The sequence below is a fragment of the Alkalithermobacter paradoxus genome (assembly GCA_002029295.1).
Classification (GTDB): Bacteria; Bacillota; Clostridia; order Peptostreptococcales; family Peptostreptococcaceae; genus Alkalithermobacter; species Alkalithermobacter paradoxus.
Window position 1 is genome coordinate 38,037 of record MZGW01000006.1, and the last position, 24,461, is coordinate 62,497.

Consider the following 24,461-nt stretch of genomic DNA (forward strand, 5'->3'; position numbering starts at 1 on the left):
AAAGCACCTCTTATTTAATTTTATTATCATCCACAGATAAAAGCTTTAGTTTTGTTATTCCATAATACATAAGTGCTATGTTCAAGGAAAGCACTAGTGCAGATAAAAACATATCAGCTTCACGCAAAATAACTGCACTTAATCCTAAAAATAAACTTATACCATAAAGCACAAGAACTGTTTGTTTTTGAGATAATCCTTTACTTAAAAGTCTATGGTGAAGATGACCTTTATCAGCCTGCATTATAGGCTTCCCATTAGCTAATCTCCTTATTATTGCAAATGCAGTGTCAAATATAGGAAGACCTAGTGCTATAACAGGCAGTGCAACAGCTAGTGCCGCAGCTGATTTTATAACTCCTTCTATTGCAATTACTGAGATCATATATCCTAAAAATAAAGATCCAGTATCTCCCATAAATATCTTAGCTGGGTTAAAATTGTAAGGTAAAAAACCAATAGCTCCTCCAGCTAGTGCCATAAGTAAAATCGCAGAAGTTTGTTGTCCATTCACATAAGCAATGAAGGCTAAAGTCGTTGAAGATATAGCTGATATTCCTGCAGCTAATCCATCAAGTCCATCTATAAGATTTACTGTATTAGTAGCTCCAACTATCCAGATTATAGTGAATGGTACACTTAATATACCAAGTGTAATTAGTCCATTTCCAGCGACAAATGGATTTGTTATCCACGATATTCTTATTCCAGAAAATATAACTACTAAAGCTGCACATATTTGACCTAGTAGCTTAACCTTTGCATTTATTTCTTTGATATCATCTATTATACCTATACCTACAATTATAAGTGCTCCAATCAATATTCCTGTAATTTTAGGTGTAATAGCATCTATATAAATAAGGGAAGCTAAAAAACCTAAGAATATACTTATTCCTCCAAGTCTAGGTATAGGAGTTTTGTGCACTCTTCTATTGTCTTTTGGAACATCTATTGCTCCTACTTTATGAGCAATTTTTATAGCAATTGGAGTAAAAAAATAAGATATTCCAAACGCAGTAATAAAAACTAAAATATTTTTATACATCTAATCCACCTCTATAATTTTTGTCTAGGTCATTTTATATTATTTGCTGTCAATGCTAACAAGTTCTATATTAGCTTCCATAAGGAGCTTCATAGACATTTCATCAGGATAGTCACCTTTAAATACTATTCTCTTTATCCCAGCATTTATACACATTTTTGCACATAAACTACATGGTCTTGTAGTTGTATATAAAGTAGAGTCTTTAACACTAACACCATTATATGCTCCTTGTATAATTGCATTTTGCTCTGCATGAAGGGCTCTACAAAGCTCGTGCCTTTCTCCAGATGGAATATTTAATCTTTCTCTTTCGCATCCAAGATCATTACAATGTGTAAGGTCTTTTGGAGCTCCATTGTATCCTGTTGTTAATATTTGCTTATCTTTTACTATAACTGCTCCTATTTGTCTTCTAAGGCATGTTGATCTTTTTTTTACTATTTCTGCAATCTCCATAAAGTATTCATCCCATGATGGTCTCATAAAGGCACCCCCTAAATAATATTATAGCATTCATTTTCTCAAAAGAAAATGAATGCTATCTAAATTAACTATTTAGTACCAAATAATCTATCTCCTGCATCTCCAAGACCTGGAACTATATATCCATGATCATTTAATTTTTCATCAACTGCTGCAACATATATATTTACATCTGGATGGTATTTCTCAACTTCAGCTATTCCCTCAGGAGAAGCTATTAAATTAACAAGCTTAATACTAGTAGCTCCCTTAGCTTTTAAAACATCTATAGCAGCCACTGCAGAACCTCCTGTTGCTAGCATTGGATCGACAACAATTAGATCTCTTTCGTGTACATCTGCAGGAAGCTTTGAATAATATTCAACAGGTGTTAATGTTTCAGGATCTCTATATAGCCCAACATGTCCTACTTTAGCAGCCGGAATTAATTGAAGTATTCCATCAACCATACCTATACCTGCTCTTAATATCGGTATTATACCTAATTTTTTTCCTGAGATCATTTTCGCTTTTGTTTTTGTAACTGGAGTTTCTATCTCAACATCTTGTAGTTGAAGATCTCTAGTTACTTCATAAGCCATAAGCATAGCAACTTCTTTTACCATCTCTCTAAAGTCTTTAGATCCTGTATTTTTGTCTCTAATATAAGTTAACTTATGCTGAATTAATGGATGATCGATTACTACAACTGCCATAGTATTACCCCCTATAATTTATTTTGAGTATTTTTCTTCTATCTTAGATATTTTATCTAATCTTCTTGAATGTCTATCTCCTTCAAACTGTGTAGATAAATATGCATCTACAATCTCAAGAGCAAGACCTTTTCCAACTACTCTTTCACCAAGTGATAATATATTTGCGTTATTGTGTGCTTTTGTCATTCTAGCAGAAAAAGTATCAGAAACAACAGCACATCTTATTCCTTTTACTTTATTAGCTGCTATTGATATCCCTACTCCTGTTCCACAGCAAAGAATTCCATTTTCAAACTCTCCACTTGCTACAGCTTCAGCTACAGCTAGTCCAAAATCTGGGTAATCACACGAATCAGTAGAATTTGTTCCAAAGTCAACAACTTCATGTCCTTTTTCTTGTAAATGTCTTTTTATTTCTTCTTTTAAAACATATCCACCATGATCGCTACCTAAAGCTATTCTCATAAACTACCTCCATTTTTATATTTAGCCCAAACCTTATAATACTTCTACATATTATTACAATTTCCTTCTTTATTTTTATTTTTTTATAAAAACCATATATATGTTGCCCTATTTACTTTGAAATATCCCTAATTTATTTTTTTATTCTCTTCTAAATCTTTCTCCATTTTTTCCATTATTCTAAATATATTAGAAATTTTTCTTGGAAATTTATAAGCTACGAAAAATAAAAAAGAGAAAAATACAATTGGTAAAAGGATATTTATATACCTTAAAATTACCTCAATATCGTATCTCAAAGGTAGTCCTCCTTAAAGATCTATAATTTTATATCCAGCTGCTTTATTTAATCTATTCATAACAGCTTGTCCAATCCCCTTAGTATCAAAACTTTCAGAATAAATAACATCTACTTTCCTTTTATCCATCTCTCTTAAAGTCTTAAATAGATTTTTTCCAACTTCATTTATACTTTCTCCAAGAGGTATTACTTCGCCTTTATACTTGTGTGCATTTTTATTTATACACATAACCCCAACTTTTATTTCTTTATTTTTATCTATCAAATCATTTATTTTATCTATCACATCGCTTTCCTTACCTCTTACTATATACACATCTGCATTTGGAGAATAATGAGTATACTTCATCCCTGGAGATTTAGGAATTATATTATCATTTTTCTCTAATATAGATGGATCTATTTCAACTTCTAAAAAGGCATCTAACAAGTCTTCATATGTAATTTTTCCTGGTCTTAATATAATTGGGATATCACTAGTTACATCTATAACAGTAGATTCTAACCCAACATTGCAATCTCCTCCGAGAATTATTCCATCAACCCTACCTTCCATCTCTTCAATAACATGACTTTCATCAGTAGGAGATGGTCTTCCTGATATATTAGCTGAAGGAGCAGCAACTGGTACATTAGCTTCTTTTATTAATTCTAAAGCTATAGGGTGAGAAGGCATTCTTAAAGCTACCGTTTCTAGTCCACCACTCGTTTTGTATGGAACCTTATCGTTTTTGTTTAGTATTATAGTAATTGGCCCTGGCCAAAATTTATCCATTATTATTTTTGCATTCTCATTTATATCCTTAGCAAGCTTATATACATCATCTTTATTAGAAATATGAACTATTAAAGGATTATCACTTGGTCTACCCTTAGCTTTGTATATCTTATCAACAGCATTTTCATCAAGTGCATTAGCTCCAAGTCCATAAACAGTTTCAGTTGGAAATATAACAGTACCACCATTTCTTAAAATATCTGCTTGCACCTTTATCTTTTGTATATCTATATTATCCTTATCTATCTTAGTAACAAGAGTATTCACTCACACCAACTCCGCATCATTCAATCTATTAAGTTACATATTAACTATAACCATACCAATTAAAAAGCCTATAACAGAATATATCGATTTAGATCTTGGAAAAATCTCATCAAGTGTAGTATAAAGCATTGTTCCAGCTGCCATAGCCAAGAACATTCCTATAACTTCACTAAATAAATTTGCAAAGTGTGCTCCAATAAAGCTTCCAATACCCATAGGAAGCCCAGCTATAAAAGCAAACAAAATCACCTTTACTGTACTCATTTTTCCTTTTATTAAACTAAGAGACATAGCAACACCTTCTGGGATATTATGCAGGCCAATAACTATAGCTAATGTTATTCCTAGAGATTCTTCAAGCAAGAAAGAAGAACCTATAGCGAGACCTTCTGGAAAGTTATGCATAAGTATGCAAACAAATATTAGATATCCACTTCTAAGTATACCATCAAAGCGAAAAAGACTCTTAATAAAATATGTAAATATAGCTCCTATAAAAGCGAATATTATAGTATTTACCATTCCACTTTGATTTATAGCCTCTGATATCAAATCAAAAGCTACAACAGCTAGCATGACTCCTCCAGAAAGTCCCATAAACATATCTAAATATCTATCTGCTTTTTTTCTAAATATTAAAGATATAACCCCTCCAAGTAATGTTCCTAGTATTCCTGCAAGAAAACCTATGTAGGTAATTCTAAGTATCATACAAATTCCTCCTCATAACCTCTATATTAGTACTTATGAGTGGATTTGTTTATTTATGCAAAAATGGGAGCTTTTGCTCCCTAATTATTCTACTACTTTAAGTTTTTCTGATTGATCTGTGGTAATTAATGCATCTACCATTTCATCTATATCTCCATCTAAGAAGTTATCAAGCTTGTATAAAGTTACATTTATTCTATGATCAGTGATTCTTCCTTGTGGGAAGTTATAAGTTCTAATTCTTTCTGATCTATCTCCTGTACCAACCTGACTTTTTCTTTCTTGAGCAATCTCTTTATTTTGTTCTTCTAATGCTCTGTCATATAATCTAGCTTTAAGTATTTTAAGGCATTTTTCTTTATTTTTAAGCTGAGATTTTTCATCTTGGCAAGATACCACCTCACCTGTTGGTATATGTGTAATCCTAACAGCAGAGTCAGTAGTATTAACACTTTGTCCTCCATTTCCAGAAGAACGGAAAACATCTATTCTTAAGTCATTTGGATTGATTTGAATTTCAACATCATCAACCTCAGGTAAAACAGCAACAGTAGCAGTAGATGTGTGTATTCTACCTCCTGATTCAGTTGATGGTATTCTTTGAACTCTGTGAACTCCAGATTCATACTTAAGTCTTGAGTAAGCTCCCTTACCTTTTATCATAAACGAAACCTCTTTATATCCACCTACTCCTGTTTCATTTATGCTTAAAAATTCAACTTTCCATCTTCTTCTTTCTGCATATCTTGTATACATTCTGAAAAGATCTCCAGCAAATAAAGCAGCTTCATCTCCTCCTGCTCCACCTCTTATCTCTATAATAACGTTCTTTTCGTCATTAGGATCTTTAGGAACAAGTAGTAACTTAAGCTCATTTTCAACATCTTCTATTTTGTCCTCAAGTTCTGAAAGCTCCATCTTAGCAAGCTCTCTTAAATCCTCATCTGAAGACTCTTGAAGTATTTGTTTTGATTCTTTGATTCCGCCAACAATTTGTTTATACTCTCTATATTTTAATACTATTGGTTCTATTTCTGCGTGTTCTTTTATATATTTTTGCCACAAACTTTGATTGTTTATTATTTCTGGATTTCCTATTTTTTCAGTTAAATCAACGTACTTTTGCTCTATAAGTTCTACTTTATCAAACATTAGTTTTTCACCTCTCCTAAGCGTATCAATTTTCCATTATATCAAATTTTCACTCCAATAACAACCCTATCTATACCCTGAAGATCCTTTAATATCCTTAAATCCTTAAATCCATTTTCAATCATTATATCTTTTACATCCTCAGCTTGATCGTGACCTACCTCATAAGCTAGTATTCCATTTTCCTTTAAATACTTAGGAGCATGCTTAGATATATTCCTATAAAATACAAGCCCATCTTCTCCACCGACTAAAGCTAGCTTTGGCTCATACTCTTTTACCTTTACTTCTAAATCTTTCAAATCCTCTTCTTTTATATAAGGAGGATTTGAAACTATTATATCAAATTTTATGTCAACATTCTCAAGGGAAGAAAATAAATCCGAATGTATAAATGTTATATTCTTTTCAACTCCATTATTTACTGCATTTATCTTCCCAACTTCTAATGCTGTATCTGAAATATCTAGAGAATATACCCTAGAATTTTTTATATATTTAGCTAAAGATACAGATATTGCACCAGAGCCTGTTCCGATATCAAGTAGTATCGGACTTTCTAAATTATCAGCTAACCTTATTACTTCTTCAACTAAAATTTCTGTATCAGGCCTTGGAATCAAAACCCCTTCTTTTACGAAAAAGTCCATACCCATAAATTCTTGTTTCCCTAATATATACTGGACAGGTCTTCCTTTTTTTCTATCATCAAACATCTTTTGATATCTTCTAATCTCGTCTTCATTCAGTTTTTTATTTAAATTCATGTGAATATATAATCTATCAACACCCAAAACTTCACACAAAATAAGCTCTATATCTAATTTTATATTATTCTCATCTTTGAGTTCTTCAATCGACTTTATCAATATCTCCTTTATTGTCATTTCCATTCTCCTTATCTCCTATTACAGCTTTTAGTGCAACTAATGCAACCTCAAGCTGTTCGTCATCTGGTTCTTTAGTAGTTATCTTCTGAAGATACATACCAGGCAGTGCCAAAACTTTTACAAATGAGTTGTCATATTTTCCTGCCACCTTTATTATTTCATAAGCAATCCCAGAAACTATCGGAAGGCACAATAGTCTATATACCATTCTCAAAAACGGATTAGGCCATCCAAATAAAGAAAATAATAGCATGGAAACTATCATCACTATAAACATAAAATTCGTTCCACATCTTGGATGAAGAGTTGTAAAATCTCTAGCATTATCAACATCTAACGGAAGATTTTTTTCATAGCAATGTATAGCCTTATGTTCAGCTCCATGATACTGAAATACTCTCTTAATATCATTATTCATAGATATTAACGAAACATATCCAATAAATATAAGTATCCTTATAATACCCTCAAACAAGTTGAGTATCAGTATATTTTGAGTAAAATTTTTAAGTATTCCACCTAAAAAAGTAGGTAAAAGTATAAATAAACCTACAGAAAAAATAAGCGACAAAAATATAGAAAAGTATATTATTACATCATTAGTTTTTTCTTTAAATATGTTATTCAAAAACTCATCAAATTTAGACGGCTCTTCTTCATCTTCTTCAAAGAACTCAGCTGAATAATTTAAAGATCTAACCCCATCTAGCATAGATTCTATAAGTATAAAAGAACCTCTAATAAAAGGTATGTTGTTAAGCCCTTTTTTTCTAACCCAGCTATTTAAATTTCTTTTATTCAAATCAATTTCTTTATTAGGCTTCCTGACCGCAACAGCTACTTTATTTTCACTTTTCATCATTACTCCTTCTATTACAGCCTGCCCCCCTACATTCAGTTTCCTCATGCCCTCATCTCCTTTTCATAATAATATGATATCACAAAAAGTAGTATGTTTACTCTGACTATTTTTTAGAAATCGAAAAAGGCTGCTAATTTAGCAGCCTAATCATTATCTATAACATGACATTTTCTACATCTAGCTTCATAACTTTCTGTTGCTCCAACTAATATAATAGGATCATCATATCTTGCCGGCTCTCCATTTATAAGTCTTTGAGTTCTATGTGCAGGTTCTCCACAAACAATACACACAGCCTGAAGCTTGTCCACAAATTCCGCTACAGCCAAAAGTTTTGGAGTTGGTCCAAAAGGCTCTCCCTTAAAATCCATATCAAGCCCAGCAGCGATAACTCTTATACCTTGATCTGCAAGATTTATAGCAACATCTACTATATCATCTTCAAAAAACTGTACTTCATCTATTCCAACAACTTGAACATTATCTTTTACATGTTCATAAATTTCTTTTGCACTACTTATTGGAATAGCATTTATTGTATTTCCACTATGAGATACAACATCTTCATTACTATATCTATTATCTATCTGAGGTTTGAATGCAACTACATTTTGCTTTGCAATCTTTGCTCTTTTTAATCTTCTTATGAGTTCTTCACTTTTACCACTATACATAGGTCCTATAACAACTTCTATATATCCATGATGAATCGGTCTATACACTTTTAACCCTCCTGTTTCACTCTAATGCAAAAAAACAGGAGTTGGGGTTTCCAACTCCTTAGGTTATTAGTCCATTTTGAATCTTTTCTTAAACTTATCGATTCTTCCACCTTTTTCAACGCTTTTTTGTTTTCCAGTGAAGAATGGATGGCATTGAGAACAAATTTCCACTTTTATCTCATCTGTAGTAGATCCTGCAGTAAAAGTATTTCCACATGCACAATGCACTGTTATTTCTTCGTACTTTGGATGTATGTCTTTTCTCATTTGATTTCACCTCTTTCGTTACATTAATTATATTAGTTTAAGTACTTTTCATTATTCAACTGCTCCATTATAACATAGATTTTACATGCCTTCAAGACTAAATATTCTTGCCTATTAATTCCACAAATTCACTATTGTTCTTAGTTTGTCCTAATAGAGTTATTATTTTTTCTGTTACTTCTTGAACAGTATTATTTGACATTGCTCTTCTTACTTTCCATAAAGCTGCAATTTCTTGTTCTTTTAATAACAGCTCTTCTTTTCTAGTTCCTGATTTATATATATCAACAGCTGGGAATATTCTCTTTTCTGCAAGCTTTCTATCAAGATGAAGTTCCATGTTTCCTGTACCTTTAAATTCTTCAAATATAACATCATCCATTCTAGAACCTGTTTCTACAAGTGCAGTTGCAAGTATCGTAAGCGATCCACCTTGTCTTATATTTCTCGCAGCTCCAAAAAACCTTTTTGGTCCATGAAGTGCTCCAGGGTCAATACCTCCTGATAATGTTCTTCCAGTTGGAGGAATAGTAAGATTGTATGCCCTTGCAAGCCTTGTTATACTATCTAAAAGTATAACAACGTCTCTACCTTGTTCTACAAGTCTTTGAGCCCTATTTAGAACCATTTCAGCTACCTTTATATGATGAGATGGAAGCTCATCAAACGTAGAGTATATAACTTCTCCTTTTATAGACTCCTTCATATCTGTAACTTCTTCAGGCCTTTCATCTATCAAAAGTACTATAAGCTCAATATTAGGATGATTCTCAGATATACTATTTGCAACATTTTTAAGAAGACTTGTTTTACCTGCCTTTGGTGGAGCAACAATAAGCCCTCTTTGTCCTTTTCCAATTGGAGATATAAGGTCTATAAGTCTTGTAGCCACATCTTGATTTTTTCTTTCAAGATTCATTCTCTCATCAGGGTATACAGGAATTAATTTATCAAAGGAAGGTCTTTTAGAAGCTTTCTCAGGGTCTTCATCGTTAATTTTTTGCACATACAAAAGAGCTCTGAATTTCTCACCGCTTTTAGGAGGTCTTGTATTTCCTGTTATTTTATCTCCTGTTTTCATATTAAATCTTCTTATTTGAGATGGCGATATGTATATATCTTGATCTGTAGATAAATAGTTTTTACCTCTCAAAAAACCATATCCATCAGGAAGTATCTCAAGAATTCCCTGTGCCATATTCTCTTCATTTCCATCTTTTACTTCTTCTGCTAACTTTTCAGGAAGAGCTTTTAATTCAGTTTTTTCATCTTCTTTAGTTTTATCTAGTTCCAAAATCATATCTATAAGCTCATCTTTTTTATACTTTAAAGGAGATTTTATACCCTTTTCCTTAGCCAAAAGTCTTAATTCAACGAGCTTCATGCTCTTTAAATCTTCATTCAAAAAATATCGCCTCCATGATTAAAATAAAAATACACACGGGAAAAATACAAGGTGAGCAGTTAAAAGAATTAATTTCGTATACTATATAATATCATCTATATATAACATGGTCAAGAAAAAGCACTTTGGGTATTCCCAAAGTACTTTATTTAGCATATACAGGTTTTTTGTCTAGCTTATGAATAGCTTCTATAAACCTTATTGTTCCAGTTTCAGATCTCATAACTAAAGAGTGAGTTGTAGCTACTTTATTAGCTTTGTAAATTACGCCTCTCAAAAAGTCTCCATCAGTTACTCCTGTAGCTGCAAAATATACTTCATTTCCTTTCACTAGGTCATCAAGAGTTAAAAGCTTTTTGTGATCAAGTCCCATAGCTATACATCTTTGTATTTCTTCTTCACTTTGCGGAGCAAGTCTTCCCTGAAAATCTCCCCCCATACATTTTATAGCAGCTGCAGCTAATACTCCCTCTGGAGCTCCTCCACTTCCTATCATCATGTCAACTCCAGAATAATCAAAGCAAGTAGCCATAGCAGCACCTATATCTCCATCTGTAAATAGTTTTATTCTAACTCCTGCTTCTCTACATTCTTTTATTAATTGCGAATGTCTTTCTCTATCTAGCATAGTGACAGTTAAATCGTCCATACTTTTATCAAGTGCCCTAGATAATATACTTAAATTAGCTTTAAGAGGAAAGTCTAAGCTCACATGTCCCTTAGCTTTTGGTCCTACAGCTATTTTGTCCATATACATATCCGGTGCATTAAGTAAATGTCCTTTTGGCGCTAGAGCAATTACGGCTATAGCATTAGGAAGTCCCTTAGCGACACAATTTGTTCCATCAAGAGGATCTACAGCTATATCAACCTCAAGTCCTCCTCTTTTGCTTCCTATTTTCTCTCCTATATACAGCATAGGAGCTTCATCCATTTCTCCTTCTCCTATAACAACTTCTCCATTAATGTCTATAGTGTCAAACATTTTTCTCATTCTATCTACAGCTACTTGATCTGCTATGTTTTTATCTCCCCTTCCAAGATACTTACCAGCTCCAAGTGCTGCAGCTTCAGTAACTCTAACAAGATCCATCGCTAAGTTTCTATCCATTACTATCCCCCCAAGTAATATTATTTTCTGCCATACTTTTTCATAAGATTTTTAAGTATCTCACTTTTGTCTAATCTATGAATTGCATCAACAAATCTTATAGTTCCTGTTTTGTATCTCATAACCACAGAGTGAGTTTTTGCGATATTTTTATCGTAGTGAACAAGACCCTTTAGCAAGTCTCCATCAGTTATTCCAGTTGCAGCAAAGAATATATCCTCACCCTTTGCTAAATCATCAATGTATAGTGTTTTATTTATGTCATCATCAGTTAATCCCATTTGATAACACCTTTTTACTTCTTCTTCACTCATAGGATTTAGTCTGCACTGCATATCTCCACCCATACACTTTATTGCAGCTGCAGTTATAACTCCCTCTGGAGCACCTCCTATACCTAATAGAATATCTACTCCTGTATCCTCAAAGCAAGTTGCAATACCTGCTGCTACGTCTCCATCTCCAAACATTTTTATTCTTGCTCCTACTCTTCTTATATCTGATATTATATCAGCGTGCCTTTCTCTATCTTGTATTATAACTGTTAAATCAGTTATATCTTTATCAAGAGCCTTAGCTACATTTCTTAAATTTTCCTCAACAGATGCATCTATATCTATACATCCCTTAGCTTTAGGACCTACTATTATCTTTTTCATATATGTATCAGGAGCATTCAAAAGACATCCTTTTTCAGCCATAGCTATAACAGATATAACATTAGGAAGTCCCTTTGCTATAAGAGTTGTACCCTCAAGTGGGTCTACAGCTATATCTACTTCCATATCTTCTTGTGTTCCACATCCTACTTTTTCACCTATATAAAGCATAGGAGCTTCATCAAGTTCCCCTTCTCCTATAACAACTTCTCCTCTTATTTTCATACTTCCAAATGCAAGTCTCATTCCTTCAACGGCTGCTCCATCTGCACCGTTTTTATCTCCTCTACCCATAAATCTTCCAGAGGCTAATGCTGCTGTCTCTGTTACTCTAACAAGCTCAAGTGCTAAGTTTCTATCCACGTCTAGTACCTCCTAATTAATTTATTACACCATTAATTATATGTCATATTTGTACATTCTGTAAAGGTTTGTGTTATATTTTTAAAAATGTGATATATTAAATGTCAAAAAAGAAAAGCGTGGATATCCACGCTTTGTTACTTAGGAACACTCTCCCAGTCTTTTAGAAATCTTTCTATTCCGCTATCAGTTAATGGATGATTGAGCATTTGCTTAAACACATTATAAGGAATTGTAGCTATATGAGCTCCTGCTATAGCTGACGATATAACATGCTGAGGATTTCTTATACTAGCAGAAATTATCTGTGTATCTATTCCATGTATATCAAATATTTGAGCTATTTCAGATATAAGATGTGATCCTTCATGTCCTATATCATCAAGTCTTCCAACAAATGGACTAACATAAGTAGCTCCTGCTTTAGCTGCCAAAAGTGCTTGATTTGCAGAAAACACTAAAGTCACGTTAGTTTTTATTCCTTTTTTAGAAAGCTCTTTTACAGCTTTTAATCCTTCACTAGTCATAGGAATTTTTATAACTATATTAGAATGAATCTTAGAAAGCTCTAATGCTTCTTTTACCATTTCATCAGAATTTAAAGAAATAACTTCTGCTGATATAGGACCATCTACTATAGATGTAATCTCTTTAACAACCTCAACGAAATCTCTTCCTTCTTTAGCAATTAAAGAAGGATTTGTAGTAACTCCTTCTATTACTCCCCAAGAATTTATCTCTTTTATTTCTTCCACATTAGCAGTGTCAATAAATAACTTCATAAATACATCTCCTTTATATATTGAATTTTCTGACTAATTCGTCAAGCTTGCTTGCCATTTCATTTAGCTCATTAGTAGCACTTGTTATAACATTAATATCACTTTGCGTACTTTGCGCTATAGATGTAGCACTTTCACATGTTGCAGTGGTTTCCTGTGATATACCCGAAACTTCTGATGACTTACCTAGTATAAATTCGCTGTTATCAGCCTGCTTTTGTATTACATTTGATATTTTTTCTATTAATACAGTTGTATTATTTATTTTATTTATAATACCACTGAACATATCTTTAGTAATATTTGATACATCTATACTCTCATTAACTGATTTTCTAACAATATTCAAACTTTCAACTGTTTTATCAGTGCTATCTGTTACATTAGATATCATTTCATATATCTCGCTAGAATACTTTTTAGTTTCTTCTGCAAGTTTTCTAACTTCATTTGCAACAACAGCAAATCCTCTTCCAGCTTCACCAGATCTTGCAGCCTCAATATTAGCATTTAAAGCAAGCAAGTTCGTCTGTTCTGATATACTGTTTATAACTTCTATTATATTGTGTATATCCTTCGTTCTGCTGCTTAAACTACTTATTATACTTTCCATGCTTATCATAGATTCATTTATGCCATTTATCTTTGATATTATATTATCCATATACTGCTCACCAAGAGTCGCTTCTCTTTTCATATCGTTTGCCACATTTTCTGTTTCTTTGGCATTTTCTACAGCTTCATGAGAAAAGGCATTGATATCACAAATGCTATTATTAAGCTCTATAGTGCTTTCAGAAGTACTTGCCGATCCCATGGCAATCTCATTTATATTAAAAATTATATTTTCTACAGCTTCTACACTTTTTGAAGTTATCTCAGTTACATAATTACTATTTTGACTTAAAGAATTGGACATATCTTTTATCTCGTGTATAATTCCCTTTAAGTTATCAATCATCATATCGAACCCATTTGCAAGTATTCCTATTTCATCATCACTTTTAATATTCAATTTCTCTACATTCAAATCATAATTAGATATTTTGCTTGCATTATGTGCTATATTTTCTAAAGATTTAGTAAATTTTCTAGATATATAGCCTATTATAATCACAGCTATAGCAGTTAATATCAAAGATAAATATATAACTGCATTTCTCAGCTTTTTCATAGCTAGATACTCTTTTTCTACATCGTAATCAACACCAACTATACCTATAACATCTCCACTACCATTTTTTATAGGGTAAAATGAGGATACATGAATTCCCCAATCAGTTTTATCTATATGGTTCCCTATATAACTTTCACCTTCATAAGCTCTAAAAAATCCTTCTTGAGCCTGATCTTCAACATCTCCTATATGAGACATATCTTTGCTACCTATATCATTTCCATCTACAACGTATACAAATTCTCCACTTTCATTTTTTCTCAGTGTATATACATATTTAGCACCTGATATTTGTCTTATATTATTAAGCTCTCTTTGAATTCTCAAATACGCATTACTTCTTTCATCTTCTATACTTCTTAAGGTATCAAAGTCGTATACGCTTATCTTTCCTGCAACAGTTTTAGCAATAGATATTGATTTTTCTCCTAAGCTTTCAACCACCATATTATAGGTCCTATTGTATGTAATTGTAGATAATATTGAGACTATTGGCAAAATACAAAATATAAAAAGCATAGTAAGCTTAGTACTGAATTTTTTTCTAAATGGTACTTTCATGCCCAATCCTCCAAGTCACTTTTTAGTTTACAACTTTATCTACTTTTCCTTTAAGCTCGAATATGTCAAATGGCTTTTGAACTATCTCCTCTATATTAAGCTCATATAACTTATCAATCTTTCTAGGATCAGTAAATGCAGTCAGTATAAGAACTTTTATATTTTGATCTATTTTTCTTATATTTTCTAATATTTCAAGCCCGTCCATATTTTTTAGCCTCATATCCAAGATGGCTACATCTATTTTTTCTTTCTCTATAGTGCTTATAGCCAAATCTCCATCTTCACATAAATAAACATCATAATCCATTTCAAATATACTTTTTAGAAGAGATCTTAATCCTATCTCATCATCTACAATAAGCAACTTTTTTTCACAACTACTCATCTCCTTTCAGCTTCCCCATAATAATTATAATTCTTTTTGATGCAAAATAAAAGGTAGAAATTAGCTTTCTACCTTATCATTTCTAAATTTTCTTTTTATTCTGACTACAAAATCATCTAGCATTATATATACAACTGGTATAAATACTAATGTTAAAAGTGTCGAAAGAATTAATCCCCCTATAACAACAGTGGCAAGTGGTGCTTGTGTTTCTCCTCCTTCTCCTATTCCAAATGCTAAAGGAATAAGACCAAGAACTGTTGTAAGAGTAGTCATAAGTATAGGCCTAAATCTTGTAAATCCTGCTTTTATAACTGCATCTTTTCTTTTAACTCCACTTTCTCTTAGCTTATTTATATAATCAACCAAAACTATAGCATTATTTACAACTATTCCAGATAGCATTATTATTCCTATAAATGCAGGAACAGACAGTGTTCTTCCTGTCACGAACAATCCTATAAATCCACCTGATAATGCAAATGGAACAGAAAGCATTACTGTAAATGGGTGAACTAAAGACTCAAATTGAGATGCAAGTATCATATAAACTATGATTATTGAAAGAATTAAGGCAAGCACTAGCCCCTTAAATGCATCTATCATATCCTGCTGCTGTCCCGTGAATGTATAGCTATATCCAGATGGAAGATTATATTTTTCAAGTTTTTTATTTATATCATCAGTTACAGACTTTAAATCTCTTCCTTTTAATTTTGAGCTTACAGTTATAACTCTAGATTGATTTATTCTAGTTATTTGAGTTGGTGAATTTCCATACTCAATTCTAACAAGCTCTCCTAAAGGAATCATATCTCCTATAGCAGATCTTACAAGTATCTGTTTCATATTTTCTATTGAGTTTCTAACGTTACTATCTAAAGATAAGTTAACATCTAACTCGTCACCTTCAACCTTAAACTTAGTTGCTCTTACACCTTCTATAGAAGCTTTTATTGTATTTGCAATTTCAAAAGTACTTATTCCATAAAAAGAAGCATTATCTCTATTTACAAATATCCTAACTTCTGGATCTCCTAATCTAACATTTACATTAACCTCTGAAGTTCCAGGTACTTCCTTTATTATATCTACAAAATCTTCTCCTATTTCTCTAAGCTTATTTATATCATCACCCTTAATCTCAATAGCTATAGGAGATCCTTCAGGTCCTCCACCCTGCATTGAAGATGTTTGATTAACTGTTATCTTTGCTCCGGCTATTTTCTTAACTTTTTCTCTAATATCACTTACTATTTCTTCAGTTTTTCTATTTCTATCCTTTTGATCTACAAGCATTACCGTAACAGTTGATCTATTTTCAGCAGTTCCTGAGAATCCTCCTGTAGATCCAACTTGAGTAAACACTTTTTCTTTTTCATCAATGCTATCTATTATTTTTTCAACTTCCTTAACTACCTCATCAGAATCCTTAAGACTGCTTCCAAAAGGCATCTCTATATTAACAACAAATGTACCTTCATCTTGCTGCGGGAAGAATTCTCCTCCTACCATACCAACTAAGAAAATAGAAGATATGAATATAGATAAAGCGATAAATACAGTTGTTTTTTTCTTATCTAGAGCAAATCTTAGTATTTTTTCGTAATAATTTTGTAGCTTATTTATTATGCTAGAAAATAAACTTAGTACCTTTTCACTAAATCTACTTTTATTGCTTTCACTATCTAACCTGAGTATTTTAGAAGATAACATAGGAACCACAGTAACTGCTATAACTAGGGATGAAAGTAGTGAAAACACCACACTAAATGAAAGCTGCTTAAATACTATAGCAGTAAATCCCTTTACAAATACTATAGGCAAAAACACAGCTACAGTAGTCATAGTTGAAGCAAATACAGCCATTATAACCTCATTAGTTCCTTTAATCGCCGCTTCATTACTAGAATATCCTTCTTCTTTGAATCTATATATATTTTCAAGAACAACTATAGAGTTATCAACAAGCATTCCTATTCCTAGTGCAAGACCACCTAAAGATATCAAGTTTATTGTCAATTTTCCAAAATACATAAGAGCAAATGTAGTTATTACAGAAACTGGAATTGCTATACCAACTATCAAAGTAGATCTTATATTTCTAAGGAATAAATAAAGAACTATTACAGCAAGTATAGCTCCAAATATTGCACTTTGAGCAACATTTTGTATAGATTTATTTATAAAGTCAGATTGATCCATACCAACTATTATCTCAAGATCTGAATACTCTTTATTAAGATTTGATACTTCATCTATAACTTTTCTAGCAACCTTTACTGTATTTGCAACTGATTGCTTAGTTATAGATATACCTATACTATTTTTTCCGTTAAGCCTTGATATACTTTTCTCTTCTCCATATAAAAAATCTATATCAGCTACATCTGAAAGCCTTATTATATCTCCACTTCTCAGTGCAAGAGGAAGATTTCTTATATCATCTATAGTCTTAAACTCTCCCATAGTTCTAACTAAAAGCTCTGTATTTCCTTTGTTTACCCTACCTCCAGGTAGATTTATATTTTCAGCTCTTAATATATTTTGTATATGAGATAATGTTAATCCATATCCACTTAATCTCTCACTATTTACAACAATTTTCACTTCTTGCTTTGTACCACCCGATACTGATACAGATGCTACCCCTTCTATCCTTTCGAATCTAGAAACAATTTCATCCTCAACAATACCTTGAAGTCTGTGGATTTCCATATCACTTGATATACCCACTTGAACTATAGGCTGTGCATTTGGGTCTATCTTAAGAACTAGTGGGTTAGACGCTCCATCAGGAAGTGCCCACTTTACCATATCAACTTTTTCTCTCATTTCCAGTGCTGCAAAATCCATATCAGTTCCATACTCAAATTGAACTACAACTATTGAGTTCCCTTCTCTTGAGTATGAAGTTACATTTTTCAAATTACTCACAGTAGATACTACCTGCTCTATAGGTCTTGTAACTAATGTCTCTATTTCCTCAGGTGCAACACCACTATAATCAACAGAAACTATAGCAACAGGAACCTCTATCTCAGGATAAAGATCTACTGGAAGCTGAAATATCGAAACAACCCCAATTAGTATCGCTATAAGCATGAACATGAGGGTTGTAACAGGTCTTTTAACACATATTTTAGCTATATTCATTATATCCTCCTTTATTTGACAATCTTAACCTTACTTCCCTCTTCTAAGTAGTTTTGACCTTTAATAACAACTTCTTCTCCTTCTACTAAACCTTCAACTATTTCAATATATTCTCCATTATCTATTCCAACTCTAACAACTTTCATAGTAGCCAATCCGCTTTCAATAACGAACACTACATTTTTACCTTCCTTAACCACTATAGCTGAAGCTGGAACTACAACTACATTTTCCTTTCTTTGGGTAATCAAATCAACCTGTGCAAACATCCCAGGTTTTATTTTATTATCTTTATTTTCAAGCTCTATCTTTGCAGGATAAGTCATCGAGTTTCCTACTGGAGCAAAAGATAAATTTGTTATTTTTCCACTCAAAACTTCATCTCCTAATGAACTAATAAGAATATCAACACTATCTCCTGAGTTTATATTGTTTACAAGATGCTCTGACACATTTACATCAACATAAACCCTATCTATATTAACAACAGTAACACCAGGAACCCCAGCAGATGATACTTCTCCAATATTTACATTAACAGAAGTTACAACTCCTGATATAGGCGATTTTATTATAGTGTCATTTATATTAGATTTTGCGTTATCAAGCATTACTCTAGCCTGCTCAACTTGAAGTTTCAAAACCTCAGTATTTTGCATACTTCCCATGCTCATCTCATACTTTTGAAATTCTTCATTAGATATTATTCCTTTTTCAAGCATAGTTTTCATTTTCTCGTAATTCTCATTTGAAGCTTTTATCTGAGATTTTACATTTTCATAGTTAGCAACAGCTAAATTGTAAGAAGCTTGTGCCTGTCTTACAGCATTCATTACATCTTTTTGGTCTAATGTAAATAGTACATCTCCTTTTTTAACAACATCGCCAACCTTTACTTTCACATCGCTAACAACCCCAGGCATCTTAGGACTTAAATTAGCTCTCTCAAAAGGAACTACCTTTCCAGACAAGCTAGTTTTAATATCTATGTCCATAACCTTAGATTCATAAGTTTCAACACTAACTATAGTTTCCTCATTTTTTACTTCCTCTTCACTTTTACACCCAGAAAGTATGTACACACTCATCAAAATAACCATAAAAAATAAACTGAATCTTTTATTCACACAATTCCCTCCTTTTTTATCATAACCCTATATTATCATAACCCTAAACATATTTGCATACACTTATAATACTTCATTTTATTATTAACTTAAAATTATAGAATAAATTAACACAATTTTAATAGAAAAAAATAGATTTTTTTAACTATTTTTGTCAAAAGTATTGAGCCTTTAGTACTATTTTAATATAATTTATAGATATAAATTATATTATATCTTATAAATCGTCATGTGTTTTAGGGGGTGTTGAATATAGACAGGAAACATATATTTAAAGTTATACTTACTGGACTAATTATAGGAATATCATTCAGACTAATAGCCTTTTACATAACTTTACCTATATCAAGTGAATATTTATATAATACTCCATTTACTATTGTCAATCTTTTAATGGGTGGATTAGTTGGAGTTGCTTTTGCAACTTTATTTTATCAATATAAAGAACTTAAAAATAACAATGAACTTTTAAGTGTATGTGCATCAACAGATGATATGACAGGACTTTATAATAGAAGAACTGGACTTAGCTTTCTAGAAGAACAGCTCAAGTTACTTCAAGAAAAAGATATTAAATTATCTGTATTTTTCATAGATATAAATAATCTAAAAATAGTTAATGATATGTACGGACATAAAGAAGGAGACGAATTAATAATAATTGTAGGAAATATACTAAAAGAAAGCTTAAGAAGAGATGACTTTGTATGTAGAATTGGAGGAGATGAATTTTTAGTCGTACTTCCATACTGTTCATTAAATCAATCAGAGATAGTTTGGAATAGAATATGCGAAAATATAAACCAGTACAATTCTAAAAAGATAAAACCCTATAATCTTAGCTTAAGTCATGGAGCTCACGAATGCAAAAAAGGTGAAACCATGGAGGAAATACTATCCTTTGCTGATAAAAAAATGTATGAAGAAAAAAATAAATATAGAAATCTTAGTTTAACATAGGAGATGATAATTAAGTCATCTCCTATTTACTTTTATGGATTACAATAATTGCAATATTGAGCTGAAGCTGTATTTCCTTTAGGGTACATTTCTTCTCTAATATAACTACATCTATAGCATTTGCTAATGTTTTTTAGTATTCTTTCAGTAGGTAAATTACATAACTCACACGGTAACCCCTTTTCTACTTCACTAACAACAAATCCTGGTGCTCCACAATTTGGACAGCATTTGTTCAATTTTGAAATTAAATCTTCAGTAGCTTTTTTTATATTTTTCATTCTTGTTGGATTAGCATGAGCTCTCATATCAGTTTCTAAAAAAACATTTCCTGACTTTGAATTGGATAAACATAAATCAAATGCCTCTTTCAGCCAATCATAATTGTTAATTCCCTTAATAACTTGATTAGATGAGCTGTTATCAGGCCTAATAATCAAATAGTGCTCAGGAAATCCAATTTTATTTGCAAAATTGATTACATCATCAAATTTATCCGTTGTAATATGATCAAAATTTGTTTCTCCATTTTCACATACTCCATATATCTCAAAATTCTCTCTCTTATCATATAAAAGTACTATCTCTACATTCCATGGTATAGGAATATATGGATGTGACCCAAAACTTCCTTCACTTGCAATACCTATATCAGTATTTGAAAGCTCCATTCCTATTTCAATCTTTAATCTAGCTGTGTCTAACTGAGATTTAGTTCTTTCTACATCCCTAGCGAATGTACCTAGCTTATCTGTATCAAATCTAGTTTCAACTATAACACTACATCCAGTAGCTTCTTCTAATATTGGCTTAATTACCTCTTCTTTTTTATGCTTTGTGAGCAGTACTATTTTTCTATCTTTATATATTTGATTATTCATTCCTTTCCTCCTACAAGACATAAGCTATTATTTTTTCATACTCTGAGATGATACAATACCTATAATACATAAAGCTATTATTAGATAAAATATAAAATTATAGTTCCCTAGTATATCTATTAGCATTCCTGAACTTAATACTCCTAAAATAGCACCTATACCATATGCAGTGAATAAAACACCATAGTTTTGACTATAATGCTTACTTCCATACATAGCAAGAGTTGCAGTTGGAGCAATAGCTAACCACCCACCTAGATTAAACCAAAAAATCGAAAAAGCTATCCCAAACAATATTAAGTTTCCTTCTTTTACTGTAACCATTATAGTTGAGGCTATAGTAATTAATGAATACGAAATTAGTGCAGCTTTTTTGTACGATAGCTTATCTGTAATCCATCCAAATATAGGTCTACCTATTCCATTAAATATTGCAAATATAGACATAAATGAAGCAACTTGTTTTGGTGATAATTTTATCAGTTCTATACCTATATTACTTGTCATTCCAACTAACATTAACCCAATCATTGTCCCTATAGTAAAATTTAGATATAATACCTTGAAACTTTGAGACTTAAGCATTTCTTTAGTATTTATATGATTTCCTTTATTTAAAGTAGTCGACAAATTTGTATTATCTAATTCACCAGGATATCTAAATGTATATGATAATAAAGGTATTATTGTACCAAAGGATATCCCTAATATAATAAATGTTTTGGTAACCCCATAAACTTCTATTAGATTTCTTGCAAGTGGGGCTGTAACTAACGGCGATAATCCAAATCCAATAAGTACAAGACCTACAGCTAGCCCCTTCCTCTCTGGAAACCATTTAGCAACCACCGTCATTGGAACCCCATAAGCTATACCAACACCCGTGCCAATTATAATTCCATACGTAATAGTCAAAACATATATATTTGATGCAATTGCTGATAGTATCCACCCTACAGATACCAGTAATGAACCTATAAGCATAATTAATCTAGGGCTATATTTATCTAAATGCTTACCACTTAAAAACATAAATAATGAGTAAAATGCGAGCGAAACCATATATGGAAGTCCACTTTTTGTAGTTCCTACATTAAATAGCTGTTCTATAGGTAATCTAAAAACACTCCATGAGTATACAGTACCTAAGCACATCATAATAATAATTCCTAAAAATACATATATCCACCTATTATTTGACTTAATATCACTTACTTGTCTATTCACAATTCACACCTTCACTTTCTTTTAGTATGCTCTACATCACTACATTATACCATTTTAACAATAACTTTACACTATAGATAGTATCCAACCATTCTATATTTCCATATTAATATATTAGGTAAGTAAATATAGATAATGAGTTTCGTTATCAAGGGAGAGGATATAATGTGTGGACTAGTTGGTTGGGTAAATATTAAGGAAAATATTAGTGAGAAAGTCAAAGTAATAGAAAATATGACCGAAACCTTGAGCAAAAGAGGTCCGGATTCATTTGGATATTATATATCTCCAAATGCTATACTCGGACACAGACGTCTTACCATAGTAGATCCTGAGGGCGGAGCACAGCCAATGACAAGAAGTTTTTATAATAATGAATATACAATTGTGTATAACGGAGAGCTATATAATACTGAAGAAGTTAGGCAAAAGCTCATATCTAAAGGATATACATTCAAAGCATATTCGGATACTGAAGTTTTGCTAGTTTCTTATATAGAATGGGGAGCTAAATGCCTAGATCATATTAACGGGATATTTGCATTTGGAATATGGGATGAGAAAAGAAAAAGTTTATTCTTAGCAAGAGATCCACTGGGTGTTAAGCCTTTATTTTATGCTATCAAAGGAGATAATATTATATTTGGATCTGAAATAAAGTCACTTTTAAAACACCCTCAAATAGATCCAGTTATAGATGAAACAGGACTTTTAGAAATATTCGGATTAGGTCCTGCAAGATCTTTAGGTAGTGGAGTTTTTAAAGATATTAAAGAAATACAACCAGCACACTACCTTTTATTTAAGGACAACACTACTTTCCTTAAAGAATACTGGAAACTAACACCTAAATATCATAACGAAAGTTTAGATTCTACAATACAAAGCGTAAGAAACTTACTAATAGATGCAGTTGAAAGACAACTCGTATCAGATGTACCTGTTTGTACTTTCTTATCAGGAGGACTTGATTCGAGTGCAATATCTGCAATAACATCAAATGCGTTCAAAAGAGAAGGAAAAGGAAGCTTAAACACATTTTCAATAGATTATAAGGATAATGATAAATACTTTAAATCCAATGAATATCAACCTAACTCAGATAAAGAGTGGGCAGAAAAAATGTCTATATTCTTAGGTAGCAACCATCACAATATATTAATTGACAACAATGATTTAGTATCAGCTCTAAAATATGCAGTAACATCAAATGATCTTCCTGGAATGGCAGATGTTGATTCATCACTTTATCTGTTCTGCAAAGAAGTTAGAAAAATGGCAACCGTATCTCTTTCAGGCGAGTGTGCCGATGAAATATTCGGAGGATATCCATGGTATACAAGACCAGAAGATATAAATTGCAACACATTCCCTTGGTCAAAATCACTTGATCAAAGAAAATATATACTATCAAATAGTCTTAAATATCTACCAATAGATGAATATGTAAATCAGATGTATTTAGATACTATAAATAAAGCTCCTAAATTACCTGGAGAATCTAAAGAAGAAAGTAGAATGAGAGAACTTTTTTATCTAAATATAAAGTGGTTTATGATTACACTTTTAAATAGAAAAGATAGAATGAGTATGGCAAACAGCTTAGAGGTTAGAGTTCCTTTTGCCGATTATAGACTAGTTGAATATGCATTTAATATTCCTAATGAAATGAAGTTTTGTGATAATAGAGAAAAAGGACTATTAAGAAGAGCTCTCAGAGGTATTTTACCAGATGATATAATTGATAGAAAGAAAAGCCCATATCCAAAGACTCATCATATAGAGTATACAAGAGCTGTCCAAAATATAATGACTCAAATATTAAATGATAAGTCATCTCCTATTCTAAATCTTATAGATATAAATGTTGTTAATGAAATAGTTGCAAGTGGAGGTACTTCTTTTAAGAAACCATGGTTTGGCCAGCTTATGACAGGTCCACAACTTATAGCATATCTAATACAAATAAATACGTGGCTTAAAGAATATAATGTTAAGATAGAAATTTAATGGGGGT

Annotated in this window: 24 protein-coding genes; 2 read left to right on the plus strand and 22 right to left on the minus strand. The window is 31.9% G+C overall.

Annotated elements, in window-relative coordinates; translation table 11 throughout:
* Positions 1–10: 10 nt before the first annotated feature.
* The 20 genes from CLOTH_RS07800 to CLOTH_RS07890 all read right to left on the minus strand — a co-directional run bounded on the left by CLOTH_RS07800 (position 11) and on the right by CLOTH_RS07890 (position 19,376).
* Positions 11–1,048 (minus strand): glycosyltransferase family 4 protein, encoded by a 1,038-nt coding sequence (locus CLOTH_RS07800; protein WP_079412820.1) that lies wholly within the window; start codon positions 1,046–1,048, stop codon positions 11–13.
* Positions 1,049–1,087: 39 nt separating this feature from the next.
* Positions 1,088–1,534 (minus strand): deoxycytidylate deaminase, encoded by a 447-nt coding sequence (locus CLOTH_RS07805; protein WP_079412822.1) that lies wholly within the window; start codon positions 1,532–1,534, stop codon positions 1,088–1,090.
* Between the two features lie 68 nt (positions 1,535–1,602).
* On the minus strand, positions 1,603–2,229 hold the full coding sequence (gene upp / locus CLOTH_RS07810; protein WP_079412824.1) for a uracil phosphoribosyltransferase: 627 nt from the start codon (positions 2,227–2,229) through the stop codon (positions 1,603–1,605).
* Positions 2,230–2,247: 18 nt separating this feature from the next.
* The gene (rpiB, locus tag CLOTH_RS07815) at positions 2,248–2,697 is read right to left on the minus strand and encodes a ribose 5-phosphate isomerase B (protein WP_079412826.1); all 450 of its coding nucleotides are present in this window, start codon (positions 2,695–2,697) and stop codon (positions 2,248–2,250) included.
* Between the two features lie 128 nt (positions 2,698–2,825).
* Positions 2,826–2,996, minus strand: a complete 171-nt coding sequence (locus CLOTH_RS10615) for a hypothetical protein (RefSeq protein WP_158080489.1) — start codon at positions 2,994–2,996, stop codon at positions 2,826–2,828.
* Between the two features lie 12 nt (positions 2,997–3,008).
* Positions 3,009–4,043: an L-threonylcarbamoyladenylate synthase gene (locus tag CLOTH_RS07820; RefSeq protein WP_079412828.1), complete on the minus strand. Its 1,035-nt coding sequence runs from the start codon at positions 4,041–4,043 to the stop codon at positions 3,009–3,011.
* Between the two features lie 33 nt (positions 4,044–4,076).
* A complete protein-coding gene (locus tag CLOTH_RS07825) occupies positions 4,077–4,754 on the minus strand; it encodes a ZIP family metal transporter (protein ID WP_079412830.1) in 678 nt (225 codons plus the stop codon).
* Between the two features lie 84 nt (positions 4,755–4,838).
* The gene (prfA, locus tag CLOTH_RS07830) at positions 4,839–5,906 is read right to left on the minus strand and encodes a peptide chain release factor 1 (RefSeq protein ID WP_079412832.1); all 1,068 of its coding nucleotides are present in this window, start codon (positions 5,904–5,906) and stop codon (positions 4,839–4,841) included.
* A 41-nt stretch (positions 5,907–5,947) separates the two neighbouring features.
* Positions 5,948–6,799 (minus strand): peptide chain release factor N(5)-glutamine methyltransferase, encoded by an 852-nt coding sequence (gene prmC, locus CLOTH_RS07835; RefSeq protein ID WP_331722060.1) that lies wholly within the window; start codon positions 6,797–6,799, stop codon positions 5,948–5,950.
* On the minus strand, positions 6,759–7,703 hold the full coding sequence (locus CLOTH_RS07840) for a DUF1385 domain-containing protein (RefSeq protein ID WP_079412834.1): 945 nt from the start codon (positions 7,701–7,703) through the stop codon (positions 6,759–6,761). Before CLOTH_RS07840 ends, prmC begins: the two co-directional genes overlap by 41 nt.
* 98 nt (positions 7,704–7,801) lie before the next feature.
* Positions 7,802–8,380 (minus strand): thymidine kinase, encoded by a 579-nt coding sequence (locus tag CLOTH_RS07845; RefSeq protein ID WP_079412836.1) that lies wholly within the window; start codon positions 8,378–8,380, stop codon positions 7,802–7,804.
* Between the two features lie 66 nt (positions 8,381–8,446).
* Positions 8,447–8,647, minus strand: coding sequence for a 50S ribosomal protein L31 (gene rpmE, locus CLOTH_RS07850; RefSeq protein WP_079412838.1), 201 nt, complete (start codon positions 8,645–8,647; stop codon positions 8,447–8,449).
* 97 nt (positions 8,648–8,744) lie between these two features.
* Positions 8,745–10,031 carry a transcription termination factor Rho gene (gene rho / locus CLOTH_RS07855; protein ID WP_079412931.1) on the minus strand — a complete coding sequence of 429 codons (1,287 nt, stop codon included), beginning with the start codon at positions 10,029–10,031 and terminating at the stop codon, positions 8,745–8,747.
* A 166-nt stretch (positions 10,032–10,197) separates the two neighbouring features.
* The gene (gene glpX, locus CLOTH_RS07860; RefSeq protein ID WP_079412840.1) at positions 10,198–11,163 is read right to left on the minus strand and encodes a class II fructose-bisphosphatase; all 966 of its coding nucleotides are present in this window, start codon (positions 11,161–11,163) and stop codon (positions 10,198–10,200) included.
* A 20-nt stretch (positions 11,164–11,183) separates the two neighbouring features.
* The gene (glpX, locus tag CLOTH_RS07865) at positions 11,184–12,185 is read right to left on the minus strand and encodes a class II fructose-bisphosphatase (RefSeq protein WP_079412842.1); all 1,002 of its coding nucleotides are present in this window, start codon (positions 12,183–12,185) and stop codon (positions 11,184–11,186) included.
* A gap of 137 nt (positions 12,186–12,322) precedes the next feature.
* A complete protein-coding gene (gene fsa / locus CLOTH_RS07870; RefSeq protein WP_079412844.1) occupies positions 12,323–12,967 on the minus strand; it encodes a fructose-6-phosphate aldolase in 645 nt (214 codons plus the stop codon).
* Positions 12,968–12,980: 13 nt separating this feature from the next.
* On the minus strand, positions 12,981–14,705 hold the full coding sequence (locus tag CLOTH_RS07875; RefSeq protein ID WP_079412846.1) for a methyl-accepting chemotaxis protein: 1,725 nt from the start codon (positions 14,703–14,705) through the stop codon (positions 12,981–12,983).
* A gap of 22 nt (positions 14,706–14,727) precedes the next feature.
* Positions 14,728–15,093: a response regulator gene (locus tag CLOTH_RS07880; RefSeq protein ID WP_079412848.1), complete on the minus strand. Its 366-nt coding sequence runs from the start codon at positions 15,091–15,093 to the stop codon at positions 14,728–14,730.
* 60 nt (positions 15,094–15,153) lie between these two features.
* Positions 15,154–18,249 (minus strand): efflux RND transporter permease subunit, encoded by a 3,096-nt coding sequence (locus tag CLOTH_RS07885; RefSeq protein WP_079412850.1) that lies wholly within the window; start codon positions 18,247–18,249, stop codon positions 15,154–15,156.
* An 11-nt stretch (positions 18,250–18,260) separates the two neighbouring features.
* Positions 18,261–19,376, minus strand: a complete 1,116-nt coding sequence (locus CLOTH_RS07890) for an efflux RND transporter periplasmic adaptor subunit (protein ID WP_079412852.1) — start codon at positions 19,374–19,376, stop codon at positions 18,261–18,263.
* Positions 19,377–19,622: 246 nt separating this feature from the next.
* Here CLOTH_RS07890 and CLOTH_RS07895 point away from each other — a divergent pair, with 246 nt between their 5' ends.
* Positions 19,623–20,336, plus strand: coding sequence for a GGDEF domain-containing protein (locus tag CLOTH_RS07895; RefSeq protein WP_079412855.1), 714 nt, complete (start codon positions 19,623–19,625; stop codon positions 20,334–20,336).
* Between the two features lie 32 nt (positions 20,337–20,368).
* Here the strand turns inward: CLOTH_RS07895 and CLOTH_RS07900 are convergent, their stop codons facing one another.
* Together CLOTH_RS07900 and CLOTH_RS07905 are read right to left on the minus strand one after the other, a co-directional pair.
* On the minus strand, positions 20,369–21,217 hold the full coding sequence (locus CLOTH_RS07900; protein ID WP_079412857.1) for a DUF6671 family protein: 849 nt from the start codon (positions 21,215–21,217) through the stop codon (positions 20,369–20,371).
* A 27-nt stretch (positions 21,218–21,244) separates the two neighbouring features.
* Positions 21,245–22,444 (minus strand): L-lactate MFS transporter, encoded by a 1,200-nt coding sequence (locus tag CLOTH_RS07905; protein ID WP_331722062.1) that lies wholly within the window; start codon positions 22,442–22,444, stop codon positions 21,245–21,247.
* Positions 22,445–22,609: 165 nt separating this feature from the next.
* On the opposite strand from CLOTH_RS07905, the gene asnB reads away from it, so the two are divergent.
* Positions 22,610–24,454, plus strand: a complete 1,845-nt coding sequence (gene asnB / locus CLOTH_RS07910; RefSeq protein WP_079412859.1) for an asparagine synthase (glutamine-hydrolyzing) — start codon at positions 22,610–22,612, stop codon at positions 24,452–24,454.
* The last annotated feature ends 7 nt before the right edge of the window (positions 24,455–24,461 follow it).